Origin of the sequence: Streptosporangium sp. NPDC000239, from assembly GCF_040300765.1 — a bacterium.
Taxonomy (GTDB): Bacteria; Actinomycetota; Actinomycetes; order Streptosporangiales; family Streptosporangiaceae; genus Streptosporangium.
Window position 1 is genome coordinate 156,171 of the sequence record NZ_JBEPEI010000014.1, and the last position, 12,083, is coordinate 168,253.

Genomic DNA, 12,083 nt, shown 5'->3' on the forward strand with positions numbered 1-12,083 from the left:
ACGGCCCGCGCCCCGCCCGGTGTCCTGTTCCGCGGGGGACTGCTGCTCGGTCACCCCTTCGAGCCCGCCGTTCCCGAGCCCTTCGCCCCCGACGCGTGCGAGGGGGCCAGGTGCCGCCGCGCGAAGGCCAGCGCCTCGGCGAGGTCGTCGATCCGCTCGGTACGGCCGCTCGCCTTGCGCGTGTTGATCTCCAGCACGACGAGGCCGTCGTAGCCGTTGCCCGCCATGCGCTCCAGGATCTCCGCGCACGGCTGGTTGCCCCGCCCGGGGACCAGGTGCTCGTCCTTGTTGGCCACCCCGAGCCCGTCGGCCAGGTGCAGGTGGGCCAGCCTGTCGCCGAGCTTGTTGAACATCTCCCTGGCGTCGACACCGGAGACCGCGGTGTGCGACAGGTCCAGGGTGACCTGGGGGAAGTCGTAGTCGATCGGGTTCCACCCGGGAGAGTAGGGGACCACCTCGTTGCCCCTGGCCTTCAGCGGGAACATGTTCTCCACCGCGAAGACCACGTCGGTCTCCTCGCGCATCCTGGCCAGGCCGACCTCGAACTCGCGGGCGTAGTCACGCTGCCAGCGGAAGGGCGGGTGCACCACGACCGTCCTGGCGCCGACCCGCTCCGCGGCCCGCTGCGCCCGCTGGAGCTTGACCCACGGGTCCTTGCCCCACACCCGCTGGGTGACCAGCAGACACGGCGCGTGGATCGCCAGGATCGGCAGCTGGTAGTGGTCGCTGAGCCGTTCGAGCACGTCGACGTCCTGGCTGACCGGGTCGGCGCCGACCATGATCTCGACGCCGTCGTATCCCAGCCGGGCCGCCAGCTCGAAGGCGTCAGGGGTGCGTTCCGGGTACACCGACGCCGTGGACAGGGCGATCTTCGCGGTGGATGCTCGGGTAACGCTCATACGGATTCCTCGCCTCCCGGCCAGAGCTCGCGTGAGCGGGTCCCCCTACCGCCGTCGGTTCTCTCACTCACGTTGCCAGCCTAAGCGCGCTCGGGGAACGATGGCGTATCGCCCGCTTGACGTGGCGCGGATCACCCGGGCACCGTCGCTACGGTTGGGGGCATGCCGCGGTTTGCCAAGGGCGCCATTCCCAGCCCGAACATCTGGAACACCCCGCAGATCTACGAGCTGGAGAACCGCGCCGTCGATCCCGAGGGGGTCGCCGACGCCGCGATGGCCGCCGTCAGGCCGCTGACCGGCGCGACGGTCGTGGACATCGGCTGCGGGACGGGCTACCACCTGCCGTCCCTGTCCGCGCGGGCCGCCCGGGTGGTCGGCGTCGAGCCGCACGACGACCTGGTCGAGCTGGCCAGACGCCGCTGCCGCTCCCTGCCGAACGTGGACGTGCGCCGGGGAACCGCCCAGGACCTGCCGCTCCCCGACGCCTCGGCCGACGTGGCCGTCGCCCGCTGGGCCTACTTCTTCGGCCCCGGCTGCGAACCCGGCCTGAAGGAGCTGTCCCGGGTCGTACGGCGCGGCGGCACGGCCTTCGTCATCGACCTGGACGCCACCCGCGGCGCCTTCGGCCGCTGGTTCAGCGCCTCGCTCCCGTCCTACTCCTCCGCCTCCGTCGAGGAGTTCTGGCGGCGCAACGACTGGCACACCCAGCCTCTCGACCTGCGCATGGCCTTCGAGCGCCGTACCGACCTCGAAGCCGTGCTCCGCATCGAGTTCACGCCGGAGGTCGCGGCGCGGGCCATCGCGGAGACGTCCGGGGTGGAGCTCGAATACCCCAACCTCCTGCGCTGGAAGCGGTTCTGACCTCGCCGGGAATGCGTTCCCCCGGTCCGGGGCTTGACCCTGACACTGACGTCAACGTTTACCGTGGCGCCGTAAGGAGGACCGGATGCGGATCGGGGAGCTCGCCAGACGGGCCGGGGTCAGTCCCAGGGCGCTGCGTTACTACGAGCAGCAGGGGCTGATCAGGGCTCGGCGGACGGCGAACGGCTACCGGGAGTACAGCGAGGCGGATCTCAAGCTCGTCACCGAGATCAGGTCGCTGCTCACGGTCGGGTTCACCCTGGAGGACGCCAAGCCGTTCGTGGCCTGCCTTCGGGCGGGGCACGAGTCGGGGGCCGACTGTCCCGAGTCCGTCGAGGTCTACCGGCGCAAGCTGGCCGAGATCGACGACGAGATCCGCGCGCTACTGGTCCGAAGGGCCGAGGTCGCCGGACAGTTGTCCACGGCCTGCCCCGGATGCGTGCTGACGAAACGGGAGTAGAAATGATCACCCTGACCGCGGAGAACTTCGCAGAACAGGTGCTGGAGAGCGACAAGCCCGTCCTGGTCGACTTCTGGGCCGAGTGGTGCCCGCCGTGCCGCATGATCGCGCCGGTCCTCGACGAGATCGACGCCGAGTACGGCGACCGCGTCACGATCGCCAAGATCAACTCCGACGACCACCCCGAGATCAGCGCCAGGTACGGCGTGCTCGGACTGCCCACGCTCAACCTCTACAAGAACGGCGAGGTCGTCAAGCAGGTCGTGGGCGCCAAGCCCAAGCGCCTGCTCCTGGCCGAGCTCGAAGGCCACATCTGAGCCCGTGGGGCCCTTCCCGGTGATCCACGGGGAAGGACCCCACGACTCAGGCGGGGACCGAGCCGCCCCAGAACCCGCAGCACCGCCTGCGCATGGCCGGCCTCCTCGCCCGCGCCCGGGACACGACGGGTGAAGTTGTCGGTCGGGACCGGTAGCCTCGCGGCCATGGCAAAGAGGGTCGGCTATCGCTGTGGTGAGTGCGGTTGGCAGACCGCCAAGTGGGTCGGTCGCTGCGGCGAGTGCCAGGCCTGGGGCACGGTCGAGGAGGAGACCGCGCGTGGCGGCGTCAACGTGGCCTCCGCGGGCGCCGTCTCCGCCCCCGCCGTCCCGATCGGCGAGGTCAAGGCCGAGGTCGCGCAGGCCCGCAGCACCGGGGTCGGCGAGCTCGACCGGGTGCTCGGCGGCGGCCTGGTCCCCGGCGCGGTCGTGCTGCTGGCCGGAGAGCCCGGCATCGGCAAGTCCACACTCCTGCTTGAGGCGGCGGCCAAGATCGCGCGTCAGCAGACCGTCCTCTACATCACCGGTGAGGAGTCGGCCTCCCAGGTGCGGCTCAGGGCCGACCGGATCGGCGCGATCCAGGACCGCCTCTACCTCGCGGCCGAGACCGACCTGGCCGCGCTGGTCGCCCATGTGGAGAAGGTCCAGCCCGACATGCTCGTCGTCGACTCGGTGCAGACGATCGGCTCGACCCTGGCCACCGGCGTCCCCGGCGGTGTCACCCAGGTCAGAGAGGTCGCGGGAAACGTGATCAGGCTGGCCAAGGAGCGCGGCATGTCCACGGTCCTGGTCGGCCACGTCACCAAGGAGGGCTCCATCGCGGGCCCCAGGACGCTTGAGCACCTGGTCGACGTCGTGCTCCACTTCGAGGGCGACCGCCACTCCCGGCTCCGCATGGTCCGCGCGATCAAGAACCGGTACGGTCCCGTCGACGAGGTCGGCTGCTTCGACCTGCACGAGAACGGCATCGAGGGCATCGCCGACGCCAGTGGCCTGTTCGTCTCCCACCGCAACGACCCGGTCCCCGGCACGTGCGTGACCGTCACCCTTGAGGGCACCCGCCCGCTGCCCGCCGAGGTCCAGGCACTGGTCGCGCGGACCGAGGCCCAGCAGCCGCGCCGCTCCTCCTCCGGGCTCGACACCTACCGCGTGACGATGGTGCTCGCCGTGCTCGAACGGCGGCTCAACGCCAAGCTCGGCGGCTGCGACGTGTTCACCGCGACCGTCGGCGGCATCAAGCTCAGCGACCCCGCGGTCGACCTGTCGGTGATGCTCGCCGTCGCCAGCGCCGCCGGGGACAAACCGCTGCCCCCCGGCCTGGTCGTGCTCGGCGAGGTCGGCCTGGCCGGTGAGCTCCGCCCGGTCCGAGACGTACGGCGCCGCCTGTCGGAGGCCGCCAGGCTCGGCTTCACCCGCGCCCTGGTCCCCTCCGGGTCCCTCGACTCGGGCAAAAGGCGCAACGGCGACCGCACCCTGGTCCCGGTCGGCGGCCGGGGCACATCCTTCATGCCAGGTTTCGATGTCGTTGAGGCGGAAAACGTCTGGGACGCCCTCACTCATGTCACTTAGGAGAGGCGATCCGGTGATTCCGGACTCGGGGGGACCTTCGCCGGTAAGCTAGACCTTATACGCGGACCACGGGGGTCATGTGGCAGCCACCTACAAAGGACTCGACGAACAAGGACTCGACGAACGCCGCAGAAGTGTCCTGGCCGCGGTCGCGCCGGGCACCGAGCTGCGCGACGGCCTGGAACGCATCCTTCGCGGCCACACCGGCGGTCTCATCGTGCTGGGCTACGACAGCACGGTCGAGGCGATCTGCAGCGGCGGATTCGAGCTGGATGTCGAGTTCTCCGCCACCCGACTGCGCGAACTGGCCAAGATGGACGGCGCCATCGTGCTGAGCTCCGACGACCACAAGATCGTCCGAGCCGCGGTGCACCTGATGCCCGACCCGTCCATCCCCACCGACGAGTCGGGCACCCGACACCGTACGGCCCAGCGCGTCGCCGTGCAGACGTCCCTTCCCGTGATCTCCCTCAGCAAGTCCATGCGGATCATCGCCCTCTACCTGGGCGGCATCCGCCATGTGCTGGAGGAGTCGGCGGTGATCCTGTCGAAGGCCAACCAGGCGCTGGCCACTCTGGAGCGATACAAACTCCGGCTCGACGAGGTCTCGGGCACGCTGTCCGCCCTGGAGATCGAAGACCTGGTGACCGTCCGCGACGTGGCCGTGGTCGCCCAGCGCCTGGAGATGGTCCGGCGCATCTCCAACGAGATCGCCGGCTACGTGGTCGAGCTCGGCACCGACGGCCGGCTCCTCTCCCTGCAGCTCAACGAGCTGGTCGCCGGGACCGAGAGCGACCGCGAGCTGATCGTGCGCGACTACCTCCCCATCTCGGCACGACGTCCGCGCCGCTTCGCCGACGCCCTGCACGACCTCGACCAGCTCTCCTCCGACGGCCTGCTCGACCTGACGGCCGTCGCGCACGTGCTCGGCCAGTCGGGCACCGACGTCCTGGAGAGCCCGGTCAGCCCCCGTGGCTACCGGCTGCTGGCCAAGGTGCCCCGCCTGCCCGTGACGGTCGTCGACCGCCTGGTCGACCAGTTCGGCAGCCTGCAGAAGCTCTTGGCCGCCAGCATCGGCGACCTGCAGGAGGTCGGCGGCGTCGGCGAGGCCAGGGCCCGGCACATCCGCGAGGGCCTGTCCCGCCTGGCCGAGTCGTCCATCCTGGAACGTTACGTCTGACCCGCCCTCCCGGGGTTCCACCGCGAACCGGCCCTCAAGCCGGTGCGTGCCTCGGCGATCTCAGGTGGGAAGACGGTAGGTCCCGTCGTCGAGGACCTCCGCCAGCCCGTCGGCGACCAGGCCGTCCAGCGCGCGCTCCCGCTGCGGGGCGTCGTCCCAGACCACGTCGAGGGCGTCCTTGGGGACGGGCTCGTGGGCCTGACGGAGTACGGCCAGCAGCCGCCCCCGGCACTGACGGTCCGTACCCGCGTAGGTCTGCCCCTTACGCGCCGGTCCCTCGTAGGGCGGTTTGCCCGCCAGCCGCCAGGCGCACAGGCCGACGACCGGGCAGTCGGCGCAGCGAGGGGCGCGAGCCGTACAGACCAGGGCGCCGAGTTCCATCACGGCCACCGCCCAGACCGGGGCGTCCTCCTCCCCGGGCAGCAGCGAGGCGGCGAGCTTGCGCTCGACGGGCGTGGTGGCCTTCGGGGGATACTCCTCCCCCCGCACGGCCCGCGCGAGGACCCTGCGCACGTTGGTGTCCAGCACGGCGTATCGCCCCCGGAAGGCGAAACTGGCCACCGCGGCGGCGGTGTACTCGCCGATACCGGGCAACGTCAGCAGCGTCGCGTGGTCGGAGGGCACCTCCCCGCCGTGCTCGTCGGTGATCACCCTGGCGCAGGCGTGCAGGTTGAGGGCGCGCCGTGGATACCCAAGACGCCCCCAGTGCCGTACGGCCTCGCCCGGCGGTTCCTTGGCCAGGGCCGCGGGCGTCGGCCAGCGCTCCATCCACTCCGTCCAGATGGGAAGCACCCTGACCACCGGAGTCTGCTGCAGCATGATCTCGCTGACCAGGATCGACCAGGGGGAGGCGTCCTCGGCCCGCCATGGAAGGTCACGCGCGTTGTCGGCGTACCAGGAGAGGACAGGCTCCAACAGGAGGTTCGACTCGGGCACTCTCCGACGATAGTGCCGTTCCGGACGTGCTTCGCCGCCTTCGCCGGACCTCGCCCTCCGAAACGACGACCAGAGCGGCGGGTCGCCCTTCACGGCCCTTGGAGAGTCACCATACTGTGCGTATGGATCCGGACACTTTCCGTAGTGATATAGGAGTGGACGTCTACTGGCGGCGGCGGATGGTCGCGCTCCTCGGTGTGCTCATGGTGGTCGCCCTGGTGGCATGGGCCTGCTCGGCAGGCGGACAGGACGACGGCCCCCGGGCGAACGGCACGGCCACCGGGTCCCCGTCACCGGATCCGGTCCTGGCGCTTCTGCCCGCGGTGACGATCACCCCGACGCCTCCCGCCCCACGATCCCCCGGGGCCACCCCCTCCCCGAAAGCCGCCGTCGTCAAGGCGAAGCCCAAGGTCCAGATCAGGCGCCCCGGCCAGACCTGCGACCCGTCCGACCTGGTCCTGGACATACGCGGACGGAGCGAGGTCTACCCGGGGGGCAGCCGACCCCAGTTCATCGTCACGCTGGTGAACACCAACAAGGTGATGTGCACCGCCAACGTGGGGGCACGGGCGCTTGAGGTCCGCATCACCTCGGGCGACGACCGGATCTGGTCGTCCGCCGACTGCGTCAGCGGAGAGGCCGAGGAGATCCGCCGGCTCGACCGGGGCATCCCGTACGTCCGGCAGATCGACTGGAACCGGCACCGCTCCGGCAGCGACTGCTCAGCCCATCGCCCCGCCGCCAAGGCCGGAACCTATGTGGCCATGGTCCGCACTCCCGACCTCAAGAGCCACAAGGCCGTCTTCCACCTCCGCTGACCTGCCCTTCCCCCCATTACAGTTTCCGAGGCTTTTGCAACGCGGTTTCTCGGGGCTCACACCTTGGGATTCCGGGGCCGTGCCGCGGTTTTTCCTGACCCGTCTACTTCTTCAGGACTTTTCCTGACCTGATAGGCCCACACCACCGCCCGCTTCTCAACCCGCCTCGGATTCCTCCAATTCACACCACCCAGATCGGTTTTCCCGGTTCTTCCACATAGCCTTTCCCGGCCTTCACCTGGCGTGCCCTCTCCACACTCACACGCGGTTTCGCCCTCCCGCGCCCAGGCCACGAACTCCCCCTGAAGCCCACCATCCGCCTCACGGGCCACACTCCGCTTCCCCCGGCCCTCACCCTGAAGCCCACCCTCTGCCTCACGGGCCACACTCCGCCCAGCCCACACCCCGCAGACGCGCAGCTCCCCAAACCGAGCCGTGGACCTCCCCTGGCTCCACACCTCAGCGCCCGCCGTCCACGCCACTCCCCATGCCGAGCCGTGGCCCTTCCCTGACTCCGTCCCGGCCCTCCATCCATGCCGCAGACCCACCGGGCTGTGGGTTTCCCCTTGCCTCGTCCTGGCTCCCGCTGTGCGCACCGAGGATGGCGGCCTGGTCCGACGTGATCACTACCGAAGAACGGTTGACTTCGTCTGCCCAGTGCCCTCCAGCCCGCTGAAGCAACCCGCGCGACCCCCACCCGGAACCAACCACCGCAGCTGAAGCCCCCACGCGGAAAGGAGCGCATGGCTGAACTGAAACCAGCACGAGCCCCACGAAACCCGGCCCATGCGCGCCAAAGGCGGTTCCGGCACCTTCCAACGCCCGAACCAAGGAAATTGGGCCTGTTGCCCTCGGTGCTCCCACCACCTGAGCCGAGGAAACCGACGCCCCCCACACCAGGAGTGAGGGGTTTTGCCTGTGCTTTACCGGTGCCAAGTGTGAGGGGTGTCGGTTCGGGTGCGCCGACGCTTGGACTGAGGAACACAGGAGCGAAGCGACGGAGTGACGAGGGAAAGCGTCGGCTCGAAGCACCCGAACCCGCGACGCCGAAGGCGGCGCAAAGAGACACGCCGAAGGCGGCGCAAAAGGTTACGCAGCGAGTGTCAGGCCCAGTGCCGTCAGGTTCGTCCTTGCCCAGTCGAGTTCCTCGGCGATCATGTTGACCAGGGCGCCGGGGCCCTTGGCGCGCAGCGGTACGGCCAGACCGTGGGTTTCGACCTCGATGTGGGCCGTGCCGTTCACCGCGCCGGAGAGCATCGCGGTGAGGGTGTCCTCAAGCACGGAACGGGTGCTGGGGAGCTCCTGGCAGGCGTCGCCGAAGTGGTTGTGGACGTGGCCGAGCTTGACGACGGGGGCACCAGCGGCGGCCAGGCCGCGCAGGGCGTCCTCCGGCTGCTCCGCGCCGCCCGCGAGGTGGCAGGCGTCGAGGCAGACGCCGAGATGCTCGGAGTCGATGCCGCAGACGCGTTCGAGGGCCTGCTTGGTGGTCTCCAGCACACAGCCGGGCCAAGGCTCGAAGCCGACCCTGACCGTCTTGCCGGTGACGCTGTAGAGGCCGCGCAGTTCGCGGGAGAGTCGTTCGAGGCGGCGGGCCGCGATGGCGTGCAGGTCGGCGGGCCAGTCACGGCGCCAGCCGATGGGGATGGTGGAGATGCTGCCGAACTGGACGTCGTCCGGGAGCAGGAAGGCCAGGATCTTGGCCAGGGACATCGTGTAGCGGTACCGCTCGGGCTTGGCCCAGTCGGGGCCGGGGCTCTCCTGGTTACGGCCACCGGTGCCGTTGAGGCTGACGACCTCCAGGCCGCGCTCCTCCAGGGAACGGCGCAGGCGGACCAGTTCGATCCGGTCGGCGATGAGGTGGTCGGCCACGCTCGGGGAGAGCCAGAGTCCGACGCCCATCCGCCCGACGCCGAGGCGCTTGCGCACCGGAACGGCGTACCTGGTCAGGTGGGCGATCAGGTTCTCCAGGTCCTCAGCGGGATGGACGCCCGCGTTGTAGGACAGGTGAACGAGAGTCCCGTCCTGGTGTCGCAAACGCATCCGATGCCTCCAAGCGTGTGGTGCTTTCGATCAGGTGGTCCTGGGACCCGCCTGGTGGGCCGAGCATCCCGCGCGGAGGCCGGTCACCGCGTCACCTCTGCAGGTGATTCGCCGGTACGCCGCGCGGCTGACCCCGGAAGGCGATCTCGCCGCGGAAAGCACGATGTGTGGCTCACTTGGTGAGCCTTGGCCAGGCTCACTCTACAGAGTGTAGTACTACCTTTGGTGGTAGGACACCTCCTTGTATAACAAATGAGCAGACCCCGCCGTGATGTCTCACGACGGGGTCTGCTTCAGTTCTCTGACCTGCCGGTCCTTCGGGGATGGAGCCCCGGGGACCGTTCGGCCTAGTGCTGGATCGGCTCCGCGATGGCGGCGGCCGAGTCCGGGACACGGTCCGTGGGCGCGGCCTCGCCGACGAAGGTGAAGGTGGCGTTGTCACCCTCGCCCTCGACGCCGATCTTGACGATCTGGCCGGGCCGGAGCTCGCCGTACAGGATCTTCTCCGACAGCGTGTCCTCCAGCTCGCGCTGGATCGTACGGCGCAGCGGGCGGGCACCCATCACCGGGTCGTAACCGCGGTCGGCCAGCAGCTGCTTGGCGTCGTCGGAGACTTCGAGACCCATGTCGCGGTCCTTCAGGCGCAGCGCCACCTGGGCGAGCATCAGATCGACGATCTTGATGATCTCCTTCGGCGTGAGCTGGTGGAAGACCACGATGTCGTCGACACGGTTGAGGAACTCGGGCCGGAAGTGCTGCTTGAGCTCCTCCTGCACCTTGGCCTTCATCCGGTCGTAGTTGGACTCGTTGTCGTTGGCCTTCGCGAACCCGACCCCGATGCCCTTGGAGATGTCACGGGTACCGAGGTTGGTCGTCATGATGATGACGGTGTTCTTGAAGTCGACCACCCGGCCCTGGGCGTCGGTCAGGCGACCGTCCTCCAGGATCTGCAGCAGCGAGTTGAAGATGTCCGGGTGCGCCTTCTCGATCTCGTCGAAGAGGACCACGGAGAACGGCTTGCGCCGCACCTTCTCGGTGAGCTGACCGCCCTCCTCGTATCCGACGTAGCCGGGAGGCGAACCGAACAGCCTGGAGACGGTGTGCTTCTCCATGAACTCGGACATGTCCAGCATGATCAGCGCGTCCTCGTCCCCGAAGAGGAACTCGGCGAGCGACTTGGACAGCTCCGTCTTACCGACACCGGAGGGACCGGCGAAGATGAACGAGCCACCCGGGCGGCGCGGGTCCTTCAGACCGGCGCGGGTGCGGCGGATCGAGCGGGACAGACCCTTGATGGCGTCGTCCTGGCCGATGATCCGCTTGTGCAGCTCGTCCTCCATGCGGAGCAGTCGCTGGGACTCCTCCTCGGTGAGCTTGAAGACCGGGATGCCGGTGGCGGTGGCCAGGACCTCGGCGATGAGCTCCTCGGTGACCTCGGCCACGACGTCCATGTCGCCGGCCTTCCACTCCTTCTCGCGGCGTTCCCGCTTGAGCTGGAGCTGCTTCTCCTGGTCGCGCAGCGCCGCGGCCTTCTCGAAGTCCTGCGCGTCGATCGCGGACTCCTTGTCGCGCCGCACGTTGGCGATCTTCTCGTCGTACTCACGCAGGTCCGGCGGCGCGGTCATGCGGCGGATGCGCATGCGCGAGCCGGCCTCGTCGATGAGGTCGATCGCCTTGTCCGGCAGGAACCGGTCGCTGATGTAGCGGTCGGCGAGCTGGGCGGCGGCGACCAGGGCGCCGTCGGTGATGGAGACCCGGTGGTGGGCCTCGTAACGGTCGCGCAGGCCCTTGAGAATCTCGATCGTGTGGCTGAGGCTGGGCTCGGCCACCTGGATCGGCTGGAAGCGGCGCTCAAGCGCGGCGTCCTTCTCCAGGTGCTTGCGGTACTCGTCGAGCGTGGTCGCGCCGATGGTCTGCAGCTCACCACGGGCCAGCATCGGCTTGAGGATGCTGGCGGCGTCGATCGCGCCCTCGGCGGCGCCCGCGCCGACGAGCGTGTGCAGCTCGTCGATGAACAGGATGATGTCGCCGCGGGTGCGGATCTCCTTGAGCACCTTCTTCAGGCGCTCCTCGAAGTCACCGCGGTAGCGCGAGCCCGCGACCAGGGCGCCCAGGTCGAGGGTGTAGAGCTGCTTGTCCTTGAGCGTCTCCGGAACCTCGCCCTTGACGATCTTCTGCGACAGGCCCTCGACGACGGCGGTCTTGCCGACGCCGGGCTCGCCGACCAGGACGGGGTTGTTCTTGGTCCTGCGGGACAGGACCTGCATGACCCGCTCGATCTCCTTGTCCCGGCCGATGACCGGGTCGAGCTTGCCCTCGCGGGCGGCCTGGGTCAGGTTGCGGCCGAACTGGTCCAGCACAAGGGAGGTCGACGGCGCCGTCTCCTGCGGACCGCCCGAGGCGGCCGGCTCCTTGCCCTGGTAACCGTGGAGCAACTGGATGACCTGCTGCCTGACGCGGTTGAGATCCGCGCCCAGCTTCACCAGCACCTGTGCGGCGACACCCTCGCCCTCACGGATGAGGCCGAGCAGGATGTGCTCGGTGCCGATGTAGTTGTGTCCCAGTTGCAAGGCCTCACGGAGCGACAGCTCAAGGACCTTCTTCGCACGCGGGGTGAAGGGAATGTGCCCCGACGGCGCAGACTGCCCCTGGCCGATGATCTCCTCGACCTGCTGACGCACACCTTCAAGACTGATGCCGAGGCTCTCCAGAGCCTTGGCGGCAACGCCTTCACCTTCATGGATCAAGCCAAGAAGAATGTGCTCCGTACCGATGTAGTTGTGGTTGAGCATCCGGGCCTCTTCTTGGGCCAGGACGACAACCCGCCGTGCGCGGTCGGTGAACCTCTCGAACATCTCGTCGCTCCTCACAGAGCGGTCAGGCAGGTCCGGGATATCCGGGCCCTGTCATCCCGCATGGTAGCCCCGACCCGGCGACCGCTCTACGCAGAAGACGTTCCCCGAGAGCAGGGCGTTCACCCTCCATCCAACTACTTGCGGGGGGTGC

General features: G+C 69.0%; 10 protein-coding genes. 6 read left to right on the plus strand and 4 right to left on the minus strand.

What is annotated here, in order from left to right; all coding sequences use genetic code 11:
- Nucleotides 1-50: 50 nt before the first annotated feature.
- Nucleotides 51-899, minus strand: a complete 849-nt coding sequence (locus tag ABT340_RS29405) for a sugar phosphate isomerase/epimerase family protein (protein ID WP_352014093.1) — start codon at nt 897-899, stop codon at nt 51-53.
- A 162-nt stretch (nt 900-1,061) separates the two neighbouring features.
- Between ABT340_RS29405 and ABT340_RS29410 the strand changes: the two genes are divergently transcribed.
- The 5 genes from ABT340_RS29410 to disA all read left to right on the plus strand — a co-directional run bounded on the left by ABT340_RS29410 (nt 1,062) and on the right by disA (nt 5,283).
- Nucleotides 1,062-1,760 carry a class I SAM-dependent methyltransferase gene (locus tag ABT340_RS29410; protein ID WP_352014094.1) on the plus strand — a complete coding sequence of 233 codons (699 nt, stop codon included), beginning with the start codon at nt 1,062-1,064 and terminating at the stop codon, nt 1,758-1,760.
- An 85-nt stretch (nt 1,761-1,845) separates the two neighbouring features.
- Nucleotides 1,846-2,220 carry a MerR family transcriptional regulator gene (locus ABT340_RS29415; RefSeq protein ID WP_352014095.1) on the plus strand — a complete coding sequence of 125 codons (375 nt, stop codon included), beginning with the start codon at nt 1,846-1,848 and terminating at the stop codon, nt 2,218-2,220.
- A gap of 2 nt (nt 2,221-2,222) precedes the next feature.
- Nucleotides 2,223-2,537 (plus strand): thioredoxin, encoded by a 315-nt coding sequence (trxA, locus tag ABT340_RS29420; protein ID WP_352014096.1) that lies wholly within the window; start codon nt 2,223-2,225, stop codon nt 2,535-2,537.
- A 165-nt stretch (nt 2,538-2,702) separates the two neighbouring features.
- Complete coding sequence (radA, locus tag ABT340_RS29425; protein ID WP_352014097.1) at nt 2,703-4,103, plus strand: DNA repair protein RadA; 1,401 nt, start codon at nt 2,703-2,705, stop codon at nt 4,101-4,103.
- A 79-nt stretch (nt 4,104-4,182) separates the two neighbouring features.
- On the plus strand, nt 4,183-5,283 hold the full coding sequence (gene disA / locus ABT340_RS29430; protein WP_352014098.1) for a DNA integrity scanning diadenylate cyclase DisA: 1,101 nt from the start codon (nt 4,183-4,185) through the stop codon (nt 5,281-5,283).
- Between the two features lie 60 nt (nt 5,284-5,343).
- Here disA and ABT340_RS29435 read toward each other — a convergent pair whose 3' ends face one another.
- Nucleotides 5,344-6,219, minus strand: coding sequence for an HhH-GPD family protein (locus ABT340_RS29435; protein WP_352014099.1), 876 nt, complete (start codon nt 6,217-6,219; stop codon nt 5,344-5,346).
- Between the two features lie 122 nt (nt 6,220-6,341).
- Between ABT340_RS29435 and ABT340_RS29440 the strand changes: the two genes are divergently transcribed.
- Nucleotides 6,342-7,037 carry a hypothetical protein gene (locus tag ABT340_RS29440; RefSeq protein ID WP_352014100.1) on the plus strand — a complete coding sequence of 232 codons (696 nt, stop codon included), beginning with the start codon at nt 6,342-6,344 and terminating at the stop codon, nt 7,035-7,037.
- A 1,089-nt stretch (nt 7,038-8,126) separates the two neighbouring features.
- Here ABT340_RS29440 and ABT340_RS29445 read toward each other — a convergent pair.
- Both ABT340_RS29445 and ABT340_RS29450 read right to left on the minus strand, forming a co-directional pair.
- Entirely contained in the window at nt 8,127-9,077 is a 951-nt protein-coding gene (locus ABT340_RS29445) for a TIM barrel protein (protein WP_352014101.1), read from the minus strand.
- Between the two features lie 347 nt (nt 9,078-9,424).
- Complete coding sequence (locus tag ABT340_RS29450; RefSeq protein ID WP_352014102.1) at nt 9,425-11,932, minus strand: ATP-dependent Clp protease ATP-binding subunit; 2,508 nt, start codon at nt 11,930-11,932, stop codon at nt 9,425-9,427.
- Nucleotides 11,933-12,083: the final 151 nt, after the last annotated feature.

Coding starts and splice junctions, on each gene's coding strand:
- ABT340_RS29405 (WP_352014093.1), bottom strand. CDS start 899: ATGAGCGTTACCCGAGCATCCACCGCGAAGATCGCCCTGTCCACGGCG.
- ABT340_RS29410 (WP_352014094.1), top strand. CDS start 1,062: ATGCCGCGGTTTGCCAAGGGCGCCATTCCCAGCCCGAACATCTGGAAC.
- ABT340_RS29415 (WP_352014095.1), top strand. CDS start 1,846: ATGCGGATCGGGGAGCTCGCCAGACGGGCCGGGGTCAGTCCCAGGGCG.
- trxA (WP_352014096.1), top strand. CDS start 2,223: ATGATCACCCTGACCGCGGAGAACTTCGCAGAACAGGTGCTGGAGAGC.
- radA (WP_352014097.1), top strand. CDS start 2,703: ATGGCAAAGAGGGTCGGCTATCGCTGTGGTGAGTGCGGTTGGCAGACC.
- ABT340_RS29440 (WP_352014100.1), top strand. CDS start 6,342: ATGGATCCGGACACTTTCCGTAGTGATATAGGAGTGGACGTCTACTGG.
- ABT340_RS29445 (WP_352014101.1), bottom strand. CDS start 9,077: ATGCGTTTGCGACACCAGGACGGGACTCTCGTTCACCTGTCCTACAAC.
- ABT340_RS29450 (WP_352014102.1), bottom strand. CDS start 11,932: ATGTTCGAGAGGTTCACCGACCGCGCACGGCGGGTTGTCGTCCTGGCC.